Origin of the sequence: Hymenobacter aerophilus DSM 13606 (assembly GCF_000382225.1) — a bacterium.
Lineage (GTDB): Bacteria > Bacteroidota > Bacteroidia > Cytophagales > Hymenobacteraceae > Hymenobacter > Hymenobacter aerophilus.
In genome coordinates this window covers 58983-77521 of the sequence record NZ_KB907809.1, presented here as the reverse complement: position 1 = coordinate 77521, position 18539 = coordinate 58983, and the positions used below count along the sequence as shown (strand labels likewise).

The 18539-nt window shown below is 62.7% G+C and carries 14 protein-coding genes; 3 read left to right on the top strand and 11 right to left on the bottom strand.

Annotated features, from left to right (window positions below):
- Positions 1–9: 9 nt before the first annotated feature.
- The 11 genes from ftsA to rsmH form a co-directional block, all read right to left on the bottom strand.
- The gene (gene ftsA / locus H145_RS0109255) at positions 10–1392 is read right to left on the bottom strand and encodes a cell division protein FtsA (RefSeq protein WP_019947865.1); all 1383 of its coding nucleotides are present in this window, start codon (positions 1390–1392) and stop codon (positions 10–12) included.
- 84 nt (positions 1393–1476) lie between these two features.
- On the bottom strand, positions 1477–2235 hold the full coding sequence (locus tag H145_RS0109250; RefSeq protein ID WP_019947864.1) for a cell division protein FtsQ/DivIB: 759 nt from the start codon (positions 2233–2235) through the stop codon (positions 1477–1479).
- Positions 2236–2299: 64 nt separating this feature from the next.
- Complete coding sequence (murC, locus tag H145_RS0109245) at positions 2300–3796, bottom strand: UDP-N-acetylmuramate--L-alanine ligase (protein WP_019947863.1); 1497 nt, start codon at positions 3794–3796, stop codon at positions 2300–2302.
- 51 nt (positions 3797–3847) lie between these two features.
- A complete protein-coding gene (murG, locus tag H145_RS0109240) occupies positions 3848–4942 on the bottom strand; it encodes an undecaprenyldiphospho-muramoylpentapeptide beta-N-acetylglucosaminyltransferase (RefSeq protein ID WP_019947862.1) in 1095 nt (364 codons plus the stop codon).
- A gap of 95 nt (positions 4943–5037) precedes the next feature.
- Positions 5038–6207, bottom strand: a complete 1170-nt coding sequence (locus H145_RS0109235) for an FtsW/RodA/SpoVE family cell cycle protein (RefSeq protein ID WP_019947861.1) — start codon at positions 6205–6207, stop codon at positions 5038–5040.
- 120 nt (positions 6208–6327) lie between these two features.
- Complete coding sequence (gene murD / locus H145_RS0109230; protein ID WP_019947860.1) at positions 6328–7692, bottom strand: UDP-N-acetylmuramoyl-L-alanine--D-glutamate ligase; 1365 nt, start codon at positions 7690–7692, stop codon at positions 6328–6330.
- Positions 7693–7789: 97 nt separating this feature from the next.
- Positions 7790–9010, bottom strand: coding sequence for a phospho-N-acetylmuramoyl-pentapeptide-transferase (gene mraY / locus H145_RS0109225; protein WP_019947859.1), 1221 nt, complete (start codon positions 9008–9010; stop codon positions 7790–7792).
- A gap of 228 nt (positions 9011–9238) precedes the next feature.
- A complete protein-coding gene (locus H145_RS0109220; RefSeq protein WP_019947858.1) occupies positions 9239–10702 on the bottom strand; it encodes a UDP-N-acetylmuramoyl-L-alanyl-D-glutamate--2,6-diaminopimelate ligase in 1464 nt (487 codons plus the stop codon).
- Between the two features lie 123 nt (positions 10703–10825).
- Positions 10826–12979, bottom strand: coding sequence for a penicillin-binding protein (locus tag H145_RS0109215; RefSeq protein ID WP_019947857.1), 2154 nt, complete (start codon positions 12977–12979; stop codon positions 10826–10828).
- Entirely contained in the window at positions 12976–13719 is a 744-nt protein-coding gene (locus H145_RS24605) for an FtsL-like putative cell division protein (protein ID WP_019947856.1), read from the bottom strand. The genes H145_RS0109215 and H145_RS24605 overlap by 4 nt, the downstream gene beginning before the upstream one ends.
- Positions 13720–13879: 160 nt before the next feature.
- Complete coding sequence (rsmH, locus tag H145_RS0109205; RefSeq protein ID WP_019947855.1) at positions 13880–14809, bottom strand: 16S rRNA (cytosine(1402)-N(4))-methyltransferase RsmH; 930 nt, start codon at positions 14807–14809, stop codon at positions 13880–13882.
- 255 nt (positions 14810–15064) lie between these two features.
- Between rsmH and H145_RS0109200 the strand changes: the two genes are divergently transcribed.
- The 3 genes from H145_RS0109200 to H145_RS0109190 all read left to right on the top strand — a co-directional run bounded on the left by H145_RS0109200 (position 15065) and on the right by H145_RS0109190 (position 18293).
- Entirely contained in the window at positions 15065–15508 is a 444-nt protein-coding gene (locus tag H145_RS0109200; protein ID WP_019947854.1) for an HYC_CC_PP family protein, read from the top strand.
- Between the two features lie 93 nt (positions 15509–15601).
- Positions 15602–17863, top strand: coding sequence for a TonB-dependent receptor (locus H145_RS0109195; protein WP_019947853.1), 2262 nt, complete (start codon positions 15602–15604; stop codon positions 17861–17863).
- Positions 17864–17921: 58 nt separating this feature from the next.
- Positions 17922–18293 carry a heavy-metal-associated domain-containing protein gene (locus tag H145_RS0109190; RefSeq protein ID WP_019947852.1) on the top strand — a complete coding sequence of 124 codons (372 nt, stop codon included), beginning with the start codon at positions 17922–17924 and terminating at the stop codon, positions 18291–18293.
- The last annotated feature ends 246 nt before the right edge of the window (positions 18294–18539 follow it).

Sequence of the window (18539 nt, the reverse complement as noted above, 5' to 3'; positions counted from 1 at the left end):
TAATTAACGCTAGTATTGTTTGTCGTCGAAATCGTTAATCAGCAGGTCTTTCGTGCGATTAAGAATTCGCTGGAAAAAATCCCCGGCGCCCGCTTTTTTGGCGGCCTTTTCGGCGGCCGGCGCGGCGGGAGCAGGTGGGGTTTGAGGAGGGGCCGCGGCCGGCCGTACTTCGGGCGTGGCCACGTAGTAGTTCTGCTCCTGCTCGGGCTCCTCGTAGCCGCGCTGGGCCAGGCGGTCGTCGAGCGAGCGGTAGCCGGCCAGCACCAGGCCCACCGTGGTGGCGTACATGGGCGACTTCACGGCCTCAATCTTGCTCTTGCCCAAGTGTTCGTTGGGGTAGCCGATGCGCGTGTCGAGGCCGGTAACGTACTCGGTGAGCTGCACCAGATTCTGGAGCTGCGAGCCGCCGCCGGTCATCACGATGCCGGCCGCCAGCTTGTCCTGGAAGCCCAGGCGCTGGATTTCGGCGTACACCAGCTCCACGATTTCCTCCATCCGGGCCTCGATAATGTAGGCCAGGTTTTTCAGGCTGATTTCCTTGGGCGCCCGGTCGCGCAGGCCGGGAATGCTCACGATTTCGTACTCCGAGGCTTCCTCGGCAATGGCTTTGCCGAACTTCACCTTGAGCTGCTCGGCCTGGTTCTGCATCACCTGGCAGCCCTGCTTGATGTCGGTGGTGATGATGTTGCCGCCGAAGGGCAGCACCGCCGCGTGGCGGATGATGCCGTCCTTGAAGATAGCCAGGTCGGTGGTGCCACCGCCAATATCGACCAGCGCCACGCCGGCTTCCTTCTCCTCGTCGCTGAGCACCGACATGCTCGATGCCAGCGGCTCGAGAATCAGGTTGTCAATTTCCAGCCCGGCCTTGGTTACGCACTTATAGACGTTGTTGATGGCCGTGCTCTGGGCCGTGATGATGTGGAAGTTGCCCTCCAGCCGCACGCCCGACATGCCCACGGGGTCCAGAATGCCCTCCTCGTAGTCTACTTTGTAGTCCTGGGGCATTACGTGGATGATCTGCGAGCCGGGCGGCGTTACGAGGCGATACATGTCGCTGGTGAGGCGCTCCACGTCGGCCTGGGTGATTTCGGTTTCGGCCGAGGCGCGGGTGATGCTGCCGTTGTGCTGCAGACTCTTGATGTGCTGGCCCGCAATGCCCACGTTCACCACGCCAATGTTGATGCCCGACTGCTCCTCGGCCTGCCGGATGGCCTTCTTGATGGCGTCCACCGTTTTGTCGATATTCGACACAATGCCCCGTACCACGCCCTCCGACACGGCTTTGCCCAGCCCCAGAATTTCCAGCTTGCCGAATTCGTTTTTGCGACCCACCAGGGCGCAGATTTTGGTGGTACCGATATCGAGGCCGACTACAATTTTATCGTGTTGCATGGGGAGGGAGGGCGAGAGGTTTGCGGGAGCAGGCAGAGATAAGGCGTTTAATCCGCTTTAAGGTAGCGGTTTACACGGACAGTTTTATTCGCAAATGATTTGGTCCTTGAATTCGACGTTGACGCGGTGGTACGTGTCCCAGCCAAGCACCGGCGGAATTTGCCGGTAAAATACCATTAGTTTCGCGAATTTTTCAGAAATATTATCCGGAAAGCCAAATTCTACCCGCTGGTCGCCTACTTGCTGGGTGAACGAAATTTTTCCGTTGGGCGCCACAAATATTTCGGCAACCTGAGCGCGCCAGAAGGGCTTTTCGTCGATGTAACGCAGAAACTCCAGGTAGCGTGTGCCGCTGCTGTCCTGAAAAAAGGACGCGGCCAGGGGCTGGCCGCCGGGCCGCGAAATGGGCACCACCCGGGCCGTAAACAGCGAAGACAGCGGCAGCTTGCGGCCGTCAGCATCGAGGTAGCTGTCCTGGCGGGCGTCGGCGTGCACGAGGCGGGCAATGGGGCGGCTCTGGCGCACATCGGCGTGCAGATTGCCGGCCAGGTCGCGGTACACCTGCGCTTCCTTCACGAAGCTATGCGCTTTCAGGCGGGCTTCGAGGGCCTTCAGGTCGATGTCGGCCGGGTCGGCGCCTTCGAGCCGGTCGCGGCCCTGGCGGGTGAGCAGGCCGGTTACTTCGCGCTGGCCGATGAAGAAGTTGTTGAACTCATTGCTCACCGACACCAGCACGCCGCCCACTTTGCGGTTGGCTTGCCGCGTGGCCGCAAATGCCCCCAAGCCCAGCAGCAGTAGCAGGCAGACGGTGGCAATCAGCAGGTTCTGGGCGTCGCGCTTCATTGGGGCAGGTGGGTACTAAGGGCTTGAGAGGCAGAAGGGCAGACGAGCGGCGGGGCCGGCCAGCTCAACCATTCGGCCAGCGAATATTCAAAATATTCTTTAATTGAGGCACTAACTGGTCGATGTCGCCCGCGCCTACGGTGGCTAATACGTCAAAATTCGGATTGGTTTCGGCATTCTGCAAAATTTCGGCCTTGGTTTGCAGAGATTTTTCCGGGGCCGTGATTTGGGATAAAATCAACTCCGCCGTTACGCCTGGCAGCGGCTGCTCGCGGGCCGGGTAGATGTCGAGCAGTACCACTTCATCGGCAAGGCTCAGGCTCTCAGCGAATCCGGCCGCAAAATCGCGGGTACGGCTGAACAGGTGCGGCTGGAAAACCACCCGCAGCCGCCGCCCCGGGTACAGGGCCCGCAACGACTGCAAAAACGCCTCAATTTCGCGTGGGTGATGGGCGTAGTCGTCCACGTACACCTTGGGCTGCTGAGGGGTGCCGGCCGTTACAATGAACTCGAACCGGCGCTTGACGCCCCGGTAAGCGGCCACGGCGGCGCGCAGCTGCTCATCAGAAAGGCCATAAAGGCGGGCCACGGCGGCGGCGGCCAGCATGTTCTCCACGTTGTGGAAGCCCGGCACGGCCAGCTCCAGCCCTTCTATTTGAGCTGTCAGCTGAGAGCCGTCAGCTTTTGGCTTGTTTTGCTCCGGCCCGTTCGAGCTGGCCGAACCGGCCGGGCCGTGCATGTCGAAGCGGAACAGGTGGCCCTCAGCCGTGATGTTGCCGGCGTACAGTTCCGGGCCCTGCTCGGGGTTCAGGCCGTAGCGCAGCACCCGCACGCCGGCCGGCGCGGCGGCGGCCACGCTGGGGTGGGCCGTGTGGTTGATGATAAGTGTGCCGCCCGGCTGAATCTGCCCCACAAACTGCCGGAACGATTCGAGCAGCGTATCGGCGTCGCCGTAAATATCGAGGTGGTCGGCGTCGGTGCTGGTGACGATGGCAACCGTCGGGAACAGCGTCAGGAAGCTCCGGTCGTACTCATCGGCCTCTACCACAACCGGGATTTGGCTGGCGGCTGCTTCGTTGCTGGCTCCGGCCGCAGGCAGCAGCAGGTTCGAGCCCAGATTTACGCTGATGCCGCCCAGAAACGCCGCGCAGGGCACGCCGGCGTGGTGCAGCAGGTGGGCTACCATACTGCTGGTGGTGGTTTTGCCGTGGGTGCCGGCCACCGCAATGGTGGGCCGGCCCTCGGTGAGCACGCCCAGCACCTGGCTGCGCTTGCGGATGTCGTAGCCCTGCTCCCGCAGCCAGGCCCATTCGCGGTGGTCCTTCGGGATGGCGGGCGTGAGCACGACCAACGTATCGGCCGGGTTTTCGCGCACGGCGGCCGGAATGTTCTCCACCGCGTCGTCGTAGTGAATCGTGATGCCTTCGGCCGTCAGGGCGTCGGTCAGGGGCGTGCGGGTTTTATCGTAGCCGCTTACCACGTGCCCGTTGGCCCGAAACCAGCGCGCCAGCGCCGACATGCCGATGCCCCCGATTCCCAGGAAAAAGACGTTGGATTTCATTTCAGGAAGGCAGTAGCAGGTTCGGGATGATGGATTAATAAAACGTGGTCCTCAGCCCACATTCGGAATCAGTTTCAGCAGCTCGTCGACAATCGTGCTGGTGGCCTGGGGGCGGGCCAGCGCCCGGATGTTGGCGCTTAGCTGCTGCTGCCGGGCCGGATTCTGGAGCAGCGCCAGCGCCTCGTCGTAGAGCGTGGTGGCGGCCTCGGCGTCGCGCACGAGCAGGGCGGCGTCGCGGGTGCTTAGGGCCAGGGCGTTCTTGGTCTGGTGGTCTTCGGCCACGTTGGGCGAGGGCACCAGGATGCTGGGCTTGCCCGTCAGGCACAGCTCTGATACCGACAGCGCCCCGGCTCGGCTCACCACCGCATCGGCCACGGCGTAGGCCAAATCCATGCGGCGAATGAACTCCAGGGCCTGTAAGTTGTCGGCGGCAAACGGGGCAACCTGCTTTTCGGCCTCCGGGAAATACAGCTTGCCGGTTTGCCAGAGCAGCTGCACGCCGGCCGCCTGCAGGCGGGGCAGCGCGGCGGCCGTGGCCTGGTTGAGCGTACGCGCCCCCAGGCTGCCGCCAATTACGAGTAGCACCGGCCGCGTGGCGTCGAGCCCGAAAAACGCCAGGGCTTCGGCGCGCTGGCCGCTGGCAATTTCGGTGCGCACGGGGTTGCCGGTCAGCGTGAGCCGCTCCTGCGGGAAGAACTTCTCCATGCCTTCATACGCCACGCAGATGCGCTGCACGCGCCGGGCCAGCAGCTTATTCACGAGGCCAGCGTAGGAGTTCTGCTCCTGAATCAGGGCCGGAATGCTGCGCGAAGTAGCCGCCAGCAGCACCGGCGCCGAAGCGTAGCCCCCCACGCCCACCACCGCATCGGGCCGGAATTTGTCGATGATTTTGCCCGCCTTGCGCACGGCGCGCATCACCTTGATGGGGAACAGCAGGTTTTTGGGCGTCAGGCTACGCTGCAAACCGGCAATATCGAGGCCGATGATTTCGTAGCCGGCCTCGGGCACGCGGGTCATTTCCATGCGGCCGTTGGCGCCCACAAACAGGATTTCAGCCTCGGGAAACCGGCGGCGCACTTCGTTGGCAATGGCCACGGCCGGAAAAATGTGCCCCCCGGTGCCGCCGCCGCTGATAATAAGTTTCATTTTTTAGCTGTTAGCTGAGAGCTAGTAGCTGTTAGCTGACCGCCAACTGCTGCTTCTCAACGAAAGCTCACAGCTAACAGCTTTCAGCTAACAGCTCAAGAAATGGCCACTTTAGGAATGCGGGCGGTGTCGGCGGGCTGGTCGCTCATGGGGCGGATTTCCCGCTCGCCGCGGCTTACGGCTAGGATGATGCCGATGCTGATGCCGGTGAAGATAAGCGAGGTACCGCCCATGCTCAGCAACGGCAGCGGCAGGCCGGTAATCGGGCCCAGGCCCACGGCCACGCCCATGTTCACCATGGCCTGCAGCACCAGACTGAACGTAAGTCCCGCCGAAAGCAGCCCCCCGAAGGCCCCGTAGCTGTTCATTACCGTTTTCAGCCCCCGATACAGGAAGGCTAGGTACAGAAACAGCACCACCACGCCCCCAAACAGGCCGTATTCTTCAATGATGATGGCGTAGATGAAGTCGGAATACGGGTGGGGCATGATGTTGCGCTCGGTGCTTTTGCCGGGCCCCTTGCCGAACAAGCCGCCGGTGGCCTCGGCAATGTAGGCGTGCTCCAACTGAAACGGCACCGGCTTGCTCTTATCGGTGAAGCTCTCGACGCGCGACTGCACCGTTTTCCAGCGCTGCCCGGACGCCAGGCCCACGCCCCCCACGACCACGCCAATAGCTACCATCACGGCCATCTGCTTGAGCGGCACCCGCCCGATAAACATCAGCAGCAGGCAGGTAGCGAACAGCAAAAGCGCCGTGGAAGCGTTGGAAAGGATAATCAATCCACAAATCACGCCCACCCACAGCATCACCGGCAGCAGGGTCGTTTTGAAGTCGCCCACGTGCTGCTGGCGGCGGCTGAGCATGGAGGCCAGGTGGGTAATCAGGGCCAGCTTGGCCAGGTCGGAAGGCTGAAACGTCTGGTTGATAACCGGGATGGTGAGCCAGCGCGAGGCCTCGTTGAGCGTCGAGCCCATCACGAAGGTGAAGATGAGCAGCGGCACCGAAGCCAGCAGCGCGTACAGCGAGATGCGCGAGTAGTGGCGGTAATCGATGCGGTGGGCCAGCCACATAAACAGCAACCCCAGCACAATCAGGCTGCTGTGCTTGAAGAGGAAGTACTCGGTGTTGCCGCCGCGGCTCTTGTAGGCCAGCGTACCCGTAGCCGAATACACCACCGCAATGGATATCAGCGAAAACAGCACCACAATGCCCCACAGCACCGGGTCGCCCTTCAGGTTTTTACGCAGCCAGTTGGTTACCATGAATCACTGATTTTCGCTGATTGAATTTATTACGCTGATTTTCGGCCGGTTAAGAGTTGGAGCGAGTCAGACTTCGGCGGCGCGGACGCCAAATGAAGCAGGACACGGTCTTTCCGGCCCCTACGCCCCGGCTTCCAACTCCGCCACGGCCGTTGCGAACTGGCGGCCGCGGTCCTCGTAGTTCTGAAACAGGTCGAAGGAGGCGCAGGCGGGCGAGAGCAGCACCACGTCGCCGGGGGCGGCGAGGGCGGCGGCCCGCTGCACGGCCTCGGCCATACGCTGGCTTTCTTCGAGGTGCGGCACCACGCCGCCGAAGCTGGCGCGGAGCTTTTCGTTGTCGAGGCCCAGGCAAATTAGCGCTTTTACGCGGTTTTCGGCCAGCGGCAGCAGCGTGGCGTAGTCGTTGCCCTTGTCGGTGCCGCCCGCAATCCACACAATCGGGGCCTCAATGCCATCGAGCGCGTACCAGGCGGCCTCCACGTTGGTAGCCTTGCTGTCGTTGATAAAGCGCACGCCGTTCAGCTCGCCCACCAGCTGCAGGCGGTGGTCGGCGTTGCGGAAGGTGGCCAGGGCGGCCTCAATCTGCGGGGCCTCCAGGCCGGCCAGGCGGGCGCACAGAATGGCGGCCAGCGTGTTCTGGCGGTTGTGGCGGCCGATGAGCGGCGAAGCGGCAGTGCTGATTTCTTCGGCCTGGCTGTAGAAACCGGGCAGCAAATCCACGCACACCTCATCCTGCTCGGTGTAGTAGCCCGCCAGATGGAAATCGGGGCGGTGGTGCAGGCTGAAGGGCAACTGGCGCACCGGCCGCAGCGCGCCGGGGAAGTAGCGCTGAATGGTTTCGTCGTCGGCGTTGTAGATGAAAAAGTTGCTGCTGTCCTGGCGCTGGGTGATGCGCAGCTTGGCCTTGGCGTACTTTTCGAGCGAGTAGTCGTAGCGGTCGAGGTGGTCGGGGGTGATGTTGAGCAGCACCGACACCCAGGGCTGGAAATCGTAGGTGTCGTCGAGCTGGAAGGAGCTCAGCTCCAGCACGTAATAGTCGTGCCGGTCCTCGATAACCTGCTCGGCCAGCGAAAAGCCCACGTTGCCGGCCAGCCCCACGTTCAGGCCGCTTTCCTTCAGCAGATGGTAGGTGAGCAGCGTGGTGGTGGTTTTGCCGTTGGTGCCCGTAATGCCGATGCACTTGGCGCGGGTGTAGCGCCCGGCCAACTCGATTTCGGAAATAATGGGCGTGCCCTTCTTTCGCAATTCCTGAATAACTGCCGCCTTCTCCGGAATGCCCGGGCTTTTCACCACCTCGTCGGCCGTCAGGATTTCGGCCAGCGTGTGCTGCCCCTCCTCAAACTGAATACCGGCGTCGCGCAGCTTCTGCTGGTAGCGGGGCTGAATCGGGCTTTGGTCGGACACGAACACAGTGTGGCCCTTGGCCTGGGCCAGCAGCGCCGCCCCTACCCCACTCTCGCCGGCTCCCAAGATTACGTAGTGCATTCTTTCGTACTGAGTAGTTGGTATTGAGTAGTGAGAAAACCGGTTAGTTGGAATTGGCAAAGTCTCACTACTCAATACCAACTACTCAGTACTCGTTCTAGCGCAGTTTCAGCGTCACCAGCGTCAGCACGGCCAGCATGATGCCCACAATCCAGAAGCGCGACACGATTTTGGACTCGTGGTAGCCCAGCTTCTGGTAGTGGTGGTGCAGCGGCGACATGCGCAGCAGCCGCCGGCCCTCGCCGTACTTGCGCCTGGTGTACTTAAAGTAGCTCACCTGCACAATCACCGACAGGTTTTCAATCAGGAACACGCCGCACAGCACCGGAATCAGCAGCTCCTTGCGCACGATGAGGGCCAGCACGGCAATAATACCGCCGATGGCCAGCGAGCCGGTGTCGCCCATAAACACCTGCGCCGGATAGCTATTGTACCACAGAAAGCCCACGCAGGCCCCCACAAAAGCGGCGCAGAAGATAACCAGCTCGCCCGAGTTCGGGATGAACATCACGTCGAGGTAGTCGGCCAGCAGGGCGTTGCCGCTCACGAAGGCGAAAATGGCCAGCGTAGTACCGATAATGGCCGAAGTGCCCGCCGCCAGCCCGTCGAGGCCGTCGGTGATGTTGGCCCCGTTGCTGACGGCCGTGATGATGATGATGACGATGGGAATGTAGAAGAAGGCGTAGTACTCGTTGAAAAAGTCGCCGGCCGTGGCGAACAGGTCGCCGTAGTTGAGCTCGTTGTTCTTGATGAAGGGCACGGTGGTAATCATCAGCTTCACGTCCTGGTACACCGTGCTGGCATTCACGGCCGAAAACGTGCCGTTGGGCAGCACGTACTGGCGCACGGTTACGTCGTTGCTGAAAAACAGTACCCAGCCCACCGTAAGGCCCAAACCCACCTGCCCCAGAATTTTAAAGCGCCCGGACAGCCCGTCTTTGTTCTTCTTTACTACCTTGATGTAGTCATCCACGAAGCCAATCAATCCCAACCAAACCGTACTGAGCAGCATCAGAATGATGTAGATATTGTCGAGCTTGGCAAACAGCAGCACCGGCACCAGAATGGCCAGCAGGATGATGAGGCCGCCCATCGTGGGCGTGCCCTTCTTCTCGGCCTGCCCCTGCAAGCCCAGGTCGCGGATGGTTTCGCCAATCTGCTGGCGCTGCAAGAGCCGAATCAGCGGCGCCCCGAAATACTGCGCAATTATCAGCGACGAAACGATGGCCAGCGCCGCCCGAAACGAGCTGTACTGCATCACGCCGGTACCCGGAATGTGGTGTACTTTATACAGATAGTTGAACAGGTAGTACAGCATGGGCGCGGTGGTCGGCAGGCAGGTTGAAGCGCAAAGGTAGATTTTAGCGCTTCGTTTTTGGCGGTTGGCGCGGAGTTTTTGGGAGATTAAGTATGAAAAACAACGTCATTCAGAGCGAAGCGAAGAATCTCGCGTGCAATGGTAACCTCAACACCTGAGTTACTTTGGCACGCGAGATTCTTCGCTTCGCTCTGAATAATGTTGTTTCATCAAATCAGCCCCAACGCCCTACTTCCCCAGCAGCGCGAACATCTCGCTCAGCACCCGCTTGTCGTCGAAGTCGTTTTTGATGCCCTTGATTTCCTGGTAGGTTTCGTGGCCCTTGCCGGCTACCAGCACAATGTCGCCGGGCTGGGCCAGCGCCACGGCCGTTTTGATGGCCTCGCGCCGGTCGGCAATGGTCAGGACTTTGCCCAGCGCCGTAACCGGCACGCCGGTTTGCATCTGGGCCAGAATATCGTTGGGGTCTTCGAAGCGCGGGTTGTCGGAAGTGAGCACGGCGCGCTCGGAAAGCACGGCGGCCAGGCGGGCCATTTCAGGGCGCTTGGCCCCGTCGCGGTTGCCGCCACAGCCCACTACCGTAATAATCTGCTGGCTGGGCTGGCGGATATCGGCCAGGGTCTGCAACACGTTTTCCAGCGCATCGGGCGTGTGGGCGTAGTCCACAATGCCCGTGATGCGCGCCGGGCCCGATACCACCGGCTCGAAGCGGCCGGGCGCCGACGTGAGGCCCGAGAGCACCGTGAGCACCTCCGTAGCGTCTTCGCCCAGCAGCACCGCCGTACCGTAAATAGCCAGCAGGTTGTAAGCGTTGAACACGCCGATGAGCCGGAACTGCACCTCACGGCCCTCAATTTCGAGGTGCAGGCCGTGCACGGCGTTTTCCAGCAGCCGCGCCCGGAACTCGCCGTGGCCGCGCAGCGAGTACAGTTCGCGGCGGCCGGCCACGTTCTGCAGCATCACGGCCCCGCGCTTGTCGTCGGCATTGCTCAGGGCAAAGGCCGACTTCGGCAAGTCGTCAAAGAACTTCTTCTTGGCCTTGAGGTAGTTATCGAATGTGCCGTGGTAGTCGAGGTGGTCGTGGCTGAGGTTGGTGAACACGCCGCCCGCAAAGTGCAGGCCCGTAACGCGGTGCTGCACCACGGCGTGCGAGCTAACTTCCATGAACACGTGGGTGCAGCCGGCCCGTAGCATGTCGGCCAGCAGCGCGTTCAGGCGGATGGCGTCGGGCGTGGTGTGGGTGCTGGGTATCACCTGCTCATCAATCTGGTTCTGCACCGTGCTCAGCAGCCCGCAGTGGTAGCCCAGCTCGCGGAACAGCTTGTGCAGCATGGTGGCGCAGGTGGTTTTGCCATTCGTGCCCGTAATGCCCACCAGTTGCAGCTGCCGCGACGGATGCCCGTAAAACTCGGCCGCCATCAACGCCATAGTCTCCGCCGAATCAGCCACCTGCACGTAGCTGGTAGCCGGGTTCAACTCGGCCGGCAACTCCTCGCACACCACCACGGCCGCGCCCTGTGCCACGGCTTTAGCAATAAACTGGTGGCCGTCGGTGGCCGTGCCGCGCAGGGCAAAAAACACCGTCTCCGGCCCCGCCTGGCGCGAATCGAGCGTGAGGGCGGTAATGGTTGGGTCCGTTGGCCCGCGCTGAGCGAGCATAGTGGTGGCGGCGAGGAGTTGGGTAAGCGTCATCTGTAGTATTGAGTATTGGGTACTGCGTATTGAGTGAGCAGTAGAAAGCAGTGAGCTGCCGCTTGAAAAGTCCTTTGCAGGCTACTGAACGTCATCTCACTACTCAGTACTTGCTACCCAATACTAATTAACCACTGCCAGCGGCCGCGGCTGCATGCCAATCGGCTCCAGCGTCAGCTGCACGGTGGTGCCGCGCTTGGCGGGCGTGCCGGCGGCCACCGACTGGCTCACGACGCGGCCCGTACCGCTGGTGCGCACGCGCAGGCCGCGGTTTTCCAGTAAGAACAGCGCATCGCGCAGCGTCAGGCCGGCCACGTTGGGCACCCGGCCGGGGCGCATCGGCAGCGGCTGCAGCTGCACGTCGGCGGCCTGCGAGTCGGGGCGGGCGGTGCGCACCCAGTCTTCGGTGGGGGCGGCGGCCTCATGGCGGATGCCCAGCTGGCTGAACATCATCGTCAGCTCGTCCTGCATGCCGGCCTTCACCAGCGGCACCGGCGAGCGGCGCACCGGGGCGCGGGCTAGCAACGGCCGCTCCGAGGCCGCGTCGCGGGCCATAGCCTTGTCGGCCAGCTCGCGGAAGACGGGCGCGGCCACGTCGCCGCCGTAAATACGGCCGTTTTTGGGCGAATCGACCACCACAATGCAGCTGTACTTGGGCTTGTCGGCCGGGAAGTAGCCGCAGAAGCTGGTGGAATAGGTGCGGGTGTAGGCGCCGTTCTTGAACTTCCAGGCCGTGCCGGTTTTGCCCGCAATCAGGTAGTCGCTGGTGCGGATGCCGCGGGCCGTGCCGCGCTCCACCACCGCTTCGAGCATGGTGCGCACCTTCTGCAGGGTTTCCTCGGAGCAGATTTTGGGGATGAGCACCACCGGCTCGAACCGCTCAATTACCTTATCGGCCTGCTTGATTTCGCTTACAATCATGGGCTGCACCTTCACGCCGTCGTTGGCCACGGCGTTGTAGAGGGCCAGCGTCTGCAGCGGGGCCAGCTTCAATTCGTAGCCAATGCTCATGGTACTCAGCGAAGTGCGGCTCCAGCTCCGGTCGTTGGGGTCTTTGATGTAGGGCCGCGCCTCGCCGGCCATCTGGAAACCCAGCGGCTTATCGAGCCCGAACGATTTGAGGTGGTTGGTGTAGCGCTCGGGGTTCTTGCTGAAGGTGCGCTCGGTGAGCAGCGCCACGCCGATGTTGCTGGACTTCTCCATCACCTGCTGCAGCGTGATGCGGCCGTAGGGGTGCGAGTCGGTTTTCACGGCGCCCCCGATTCTCATGGCCCCGCGGCCCGTATTTATCGTGTCGGTGAGCTGCAGATCGGAGTTTTCCTCGAAGGCGGCCATCATCGAGGCCAGCTTGAAAGTCGAGCCCGGCTCGGTGCGGCCCTGGTCGGCAATGGCGTAGTTGTAATTTTCGCGGTACACGCCCTCGGCCACCTTGCCCAGGTTGGCAATGGCCTTGATATGGCCGGTTTTCACCTCCATCAGAATCACGGTGCCGTACTGCGCGTTATTCTGCACCAGCGACTTGTACAGGGCATTTTCGGCCATGTCCTGCAGGTTGATGTCGAGCGTGGTTTTCACGTCGTAGCCCGGCTGGGGCTTCACCTCGGTGCCGTCGTAAATCGGCTTGTTGCCGCCGGGCAGGCGCTCGAACAGGGCCTCGCCGTCTTTGCCGGCGAGGTGGCGGTTGAAGGTGAACTCCAGGCCCGCGCCGTTCTTGTCCTCGTTCAGAAAGCCAATCGTGCGCTGGGCCAGCCCGCCGAAGGGCCGGAACCGCTTGTCAATCTTCTCGAAAATGATGCCGCCGCGGTTCTTGCCCTCCCGGAAAATCGGCCACGAAGCCAGCTCCTTTTTCTCCTGGTAGTTGATCTGGCGCGAGTTGAGGCGGATATAGCGCACGCCGCGCTTGGGGTCGTGGGCGTTTTTGAGCCGCCGGTAGTACTCCTGCTTGGTCCGGTCGCCGAAGAAGTTGGCCAGCAGCCCGGCCAGTGAGTCCACCTTCTGATTGAACAGCGCCTCGTTGACCACACTCGGGTCCCAGGCCACCCGGTAGAAGGGCAGCGAAGTGGCCATAATACTCTCATTATCAGAATATATATTGCCGCGGGTAGCAAACACGGGCTGGTAAATTACGCGGCGCTCCTGCTCCAGCGCACTCCACTTGGCACCCTCGGTGAACTGGATGTGGGCAATGCGCCACACAATGGCCGCCGAAAACAGGCAGACCCCCAGAAAGGCCAGCCGGATGCGGGTAACAATGCTTTTTTTTACGTTTCCTTTCATCGCGGGCGGGTTGCGGCTCGATTGGAAGATGCGGCGGCCGGCGCCGGCTCGCCATTGAGGTCGGTGCCGATGGGCGCGGGCGGGGCGCCCACCTCCACCACCGAATCGGTGCCCAGGGCCGGGCCCACCACCCGGCGCAGCGAGTCGGCGCGGGCGCGGGCCGTCATGGCCACCACCGAGTCGGCCGTGAGGCCGGGCATCATGTCGAGCTTGGCTTCGTCGAGGCCGCCGCCGGGCACGGCAATGCGGAAGGGCGGCGAGGAGCTTTCTACCAGCCCGTAGGCCGCCACGCGCCGGGCCACCTCGCTCTGCTTGCTGGCCTCCATGTAGTCCGACTTCAGCGTGGTGTAGTCGGCCCGCAGGTCCTCGGTTTCCAGCTTGAGCTTCTGAATGCCGCGGTTCATGCGCGTGGCGTAGTGCGTGTTGCCGATGTAGAGCAGCACCAGAAACATGATGAACAGCAGATGCGGCAGCAGCCGCACCGGCAGCCCCTCCCGAAACAGCCCATCCATGCGCGTGGCCCGCTCAAGCAGCGTAAACACGCTCCAGGTGCTCCGCTTGCCGGCCGTCGGCGCGGCCGGTCGGGCCATCCGGGCCGACGGCCGGGGCGCGGGCTCCGGCTCGGGGGCCAGCGGCTCGGGTTCCGGCGCGGCCACCGGGCGCACCGGCTCCGGCTCCACGGCGCGGGGCACGTTGGCGCGGGGCGGGGTGCTGGCAGGACGAACGGTATTGGCGGACATTCTTTTTGTTAATTAGTAATTAAGAATTAGTAATGAATAATTCTATTTTTCAATTTGCTGGTTTATTCACAGAGCAGACTTTTACAAAAAAGCAAGTCTTGTATAACCGAAATAATGCAAGCTAATTATCTGAAAATTATTAATTACAAATTATCAATTACTAATTCCTCGTAGCGATGCGCAACTTCGCCGACCGGGCGCGGCTGTTGAGGGCAATTTCTTCGGCCGTGGCCTCGATAGGTTTGCGGGTAACGACCTCGAAGGGCAAATCGGTGCGGCCAAACAGGTCTTTGTCGGCCTCACCGAAGAATTTTCCCTTGGCCAGGAAGTTCTTCACCAGCCGGTCTTCGAGCGAGTGGTAGCTCATGACGACCAGCCGGCCGCCGGGGCGCAGCACCTGAGCCGTTTGCTCCAGCATTTCGCGCAACGCGGCCATTTCGTCGTTGGCCTCGATGCGCAGGGCCTGGAAAACCTGGGCCAGGTACTTGTTTTCCTTGCCCCGCGGCGTGCAGGGCGCAATGGCTTTCTTGAGGCCCGCAATGGTGGTAATGGCCTGCCCGCGCCGCGCCTGGGCCACGGTGGCGGCCAGCGTGCGGGCGTTGGTTACCTCGCCGTACATACCGAAAATGCGGTGCAGCTCGGCTTCCGAGTAGTTGTTGATGAGGTCGGCGGCCGAGGCGTCGGCGCCGTCGGGGTTCATGCGCATGTCCAGCGGCCCGTCGAAACGGGTGCTGAAGCCGCGCTCAGGCGTATCGAACTGGTGCGACGAAACGCCCAGATCGGCCAGCAGGCCATCGACGGGCAGCGCGTCGCGCTGGCGGAGCTCCGGCAGCAGGTCGCGGAAGTTGGCGCGGATGAAGGTAAACTCGGGGCGGGCCAGCTGAGCGGCTTCGGCCTCGGCGTCGGCATCCTGGTCGAAGCTGTAGAGGTGGCCGGGGCTTTGCAGGCGCTCCAGAATGCGGGCCGAGTGGCCGCCGCCGCCGAAGGTAACATCCACGTAGCGGCCCTGGGGCTGCAGGTCGAGGGCTTCGAGGCACTCGCGCAGCATCACGGGGCGGTGGTAGGCGGTATCGTTGGCGTAGTCGGGCACAAAAAGGGCCGTTTAAGATTCGGGGAAACTCAAAAGTACGCATCTACCCGGCAAAAACGCACCTGCTTAGTGCAACCTTATTGCCGCAAATTTTCCGGCGGAAGCCGGCCCGGGGGTGCGCGGCAGCAAAGGCGCGGCCCCGGCGTGGCGCGGCTTACCCGGCCCAGGCATTCGCAGGAACCCCTTAATAATGAACGGGCCATCCGTGATTGTGCACGGGCATTAAATCCGGCAGTCGTATCTTTGCCGTTGCTTATGAAACGCCCGCTCCTCCATCGGCTCTTCAGTGTCTGGCTGGCCCTGCTGGTGCTCACCTCCTCGGTGGGCCTGGCGGTGCAGCAGCACCTGTGCCGCCAGAGCGGGCAGCGCAGCACCGATATCATCTTCCAGGCGGCCCGCCACGGCTGCCCACCGATGCAGTTGGCCGATGGCCCCCACGAGGCCGGTCCGGCGCACCTCACCAAGTCGTGCTGCGAGTTCGGGGCCGATTTTCATAAGCTCGACACCGCTTCGGCGCAGCTAAGCCTGGTGAAGGCGCCGGCTCCGGCGCTGCTGCCGGCCTGGCCGACGGCCCCGTTCCCGGCTTTTAAGGCCGCCGTTGGCCTCGTACCCGCGCTGCGCTGGTACGCCGCCGATTCGTCGCCACCGCCGTTGGGCGGGCGGGCGCTGCTCACGCGGGTGGGCGTACTGGTCGTTTAGCGTTTTTCCGGTGGCGGCCGTGCCTGGCCGCCCGCTTCGCCGCGCCCGATGGGGCCGGCGCATTTTTCGGAAAACGCTAAACCGCTGCTTTTTATGGATTCTCCTATCCGGCTCAGCCGCCGGGCCCTGACGGTGGCCGGCCTGCTGCTGGCCGCCACGACGGCCGCCCACGCCCAGACGCCCGATGCCTCCGTGGCCCCCGTCCGTGGGCAGGTGCTCGACGCCACCAATCAATCGGCCATTCCCGGCGCCGTGGTGCGCTGGCTGAGCAACCCCGCCGGGGCCGCCACCACCGACGAGCAGGGCGCCTTCTCGCTGGTGCGCCCCGCCGGCACCGACAACCGGCTCATCATCAACTTCCTGGGTTACCTGCCCGACACCGTGCGGGCCGAGGGCGCACGCTACCTGCGCGTGCCGCTGCGCCGCTCCGCCGAGCTGGCCGAGGTGAAAGTAGAGGCCCGCGCCCTCGCCTACTCGGGCCTCACGCCCACCAACACCCAGGTCATCACCAGCCGCGACCTGACCAAATCGGCCTGCTGCAACCTGGCCGAGAGCTTCGAAACCAACGCCTCGGTCGAGGTATCGACCACCGACGCGGCGTCGGGCGCCAAGCAGATTCAGCTGCTGGGCCTCGATGGCGCCTACACGCTGCTGACGCTGGAAAACCTGCCGGCCCTGCGCGGGCTGGCCACGCCCTACCGGCTGGGCTATCTGGCCGGCCCCTGGATTGAGGGCATCGACATCATCAAGGGCATGGGCTCGGTGGTGAACGGCTACGAAAGCATGGCCGGCCAGGTGAATATCCACCTGAAAGACCCCGAAAAAACCGACCGCCTGCACCTGAACGCCTACGTCAACGACATGGGCAAATTCGACGTCAACCTGAACCTGGCCCACCGCCTCACGCCCAAGCTGAGCACGGCCCTGCTGCTGCACACCGACCACCTGGGCGGCCGCATCGACCGCAACGACGACGGCTTTCTGGATTTGCCCCGCGCCACCCAGTTCAATGCTTTCAACAAGTGGAAGTACAACTCGGGCAACGGCTTCGTGACGGAAATCGGGCTGGGCGCGTTGCGCGAAACCCGGCAGGGCGGGCAGGTGAGCTTCCGCGAAAAGGATGCACCCAACGGCCCTGCGTACGGCATTACGCAGGAAACCAACCGCTACACCGGCTACGCCAAAACCAGCTACGCCTGGGCCGGCCGCCCCTACCAGAGCCTGGGGCTGCTGCTGAGCGCCACCGACCACGACTTCACCTCGCGCTACGGCCGCCGCGACTACGACGGCCGCCAGCGCACGGGCCTGGCCACGCTGCTGTTTCAGAGCATCATCGGCACCACGGCCCACACCTACCGCACCGGCCTGAGCTTTGTGCACGACGACTACCGCGAAACGTACAACCCGAGCACGACCAACTCTACCCTGCTGGCGCGCAACCGCCGCGAGCAGGTGCCGGGCGCGTTCGGCGAGTACACCTACCAGAACGCCAGCAACCTGACCGTTGTCGGCGGCCTGCGCCTCGACCGCCACAACCTGTACGGCTGGCTGCTCACGCCCCGGCTGAACGTGAAGTACGACCCGGCTAAAAACACCGTGCTGCGTTTTGCGGCCGGCAAGGGCCTGCGCGTGGCCAACCCGCTGGCCGAGAATTCGGGTATGTTCGTCAGCTCCCGCGAGTTCGTCATCAGTCCCGATTTGCGGCCCGAGAAGGCCTGGAGTGTAGGCGGCTCGGCCACGCAGTACTTCACCGCTTTCGGCCGGCAGGGCACTTTAGTGGCCGATTATTACCACACCGAGTTCCAGAACCAGGTGGTGGCCGACTCCTACACCGACCCCGAACGGCTGCTGATTGGCAACCTCGAGCCGGGCGGGCGCAGCTTCTCGCGCAGCTTCCTGACCGAAGTGCAGGTGGAACCCGTGAAGGGCCTGCAGGCCAAGGCGGCCTACAAGTACCTCGACGTGCAAACCAGCTACAACGGCGAGCTGCTGCCGCGGGTGCTGGTGCCCCGCCACCGCCTGTTCCTCAACCTGGCCTACGCCACGGCCTTCGACAAGTGGCGCGCCGATCTCACGGTGCAGGGCTACGGCCAACGCCCGCTGGCGCCCGAGCCCGGCACGGCCGAGCAGGGGCCGGTTTTCAGCCCGCGCTATGCCCTGCTGAACGCCCAGCTGACGCGGGCTTTCAAGCGCTGGGAGGTGTATGCCGGCGTCGAAAACCTGACCAATTACCGCCAGCGTAACCCCATTCAGGGAGCCGCCGCGCCGTTTGGCCCGACTTTCGATGCGGCCATGGTGTGGGGCCCGGTGTACGGCCGCATGAGCTACCTGGGTATGCGCTTCACGCTGCCGTAACGCCACTTTTTTTCAGTTGAAAACGCACTTTTTTCACTCTCCAACCTTTTTTAGACTTATGAAATTCTTCCCCTCCTTCCTGCTTTCCTGCCTGCTGCTGATTTCGGGCGGTGCATTTGCCCAGACCACGACCAAGGTGAAAACCAAAGGCCCCGCCACCGAAACGCTGCAGCTCAAAACCTCGGCCGTGTGCGACATGTGCAAGGCCCGCCTCGAAAAGGCCATGGCCTATGAGAAAGGCGTGCAGCAGGCCACCCTCGACGTGCCCAGCCAGATGCTGACCGTTACCTACCGCCCCGACAAAACCAGCGCCGCCGCCCTGACAACGGCCGTGCAGAAAACCGGCTACGACGCCAACGACCAGCTGGCCGACGACAAGGCGTACGAGCGGCTGCCCGAGTGCTGCAAGAAAACCAACGCCGTTCACTAATAATGCCTGAACGGGCCAGCTACAGCTGGTCCGTTCTAAGCAAACAGCCCGACAGGCGGCACTAATCATCCCGGGATGGTTGGTGCCGCCTGTCGGGCTGTTTGGGCTTTATAATGCTCGACTTATCAGCCCCTTGAATAGTATAGCAAACAGAATAAATAGTATACCAACGCGCGCTGATACCAGATGAACTTGCTATATTTCCCTATCTATTGAAATAATCTGATTTTATCCTTCTATATTCAC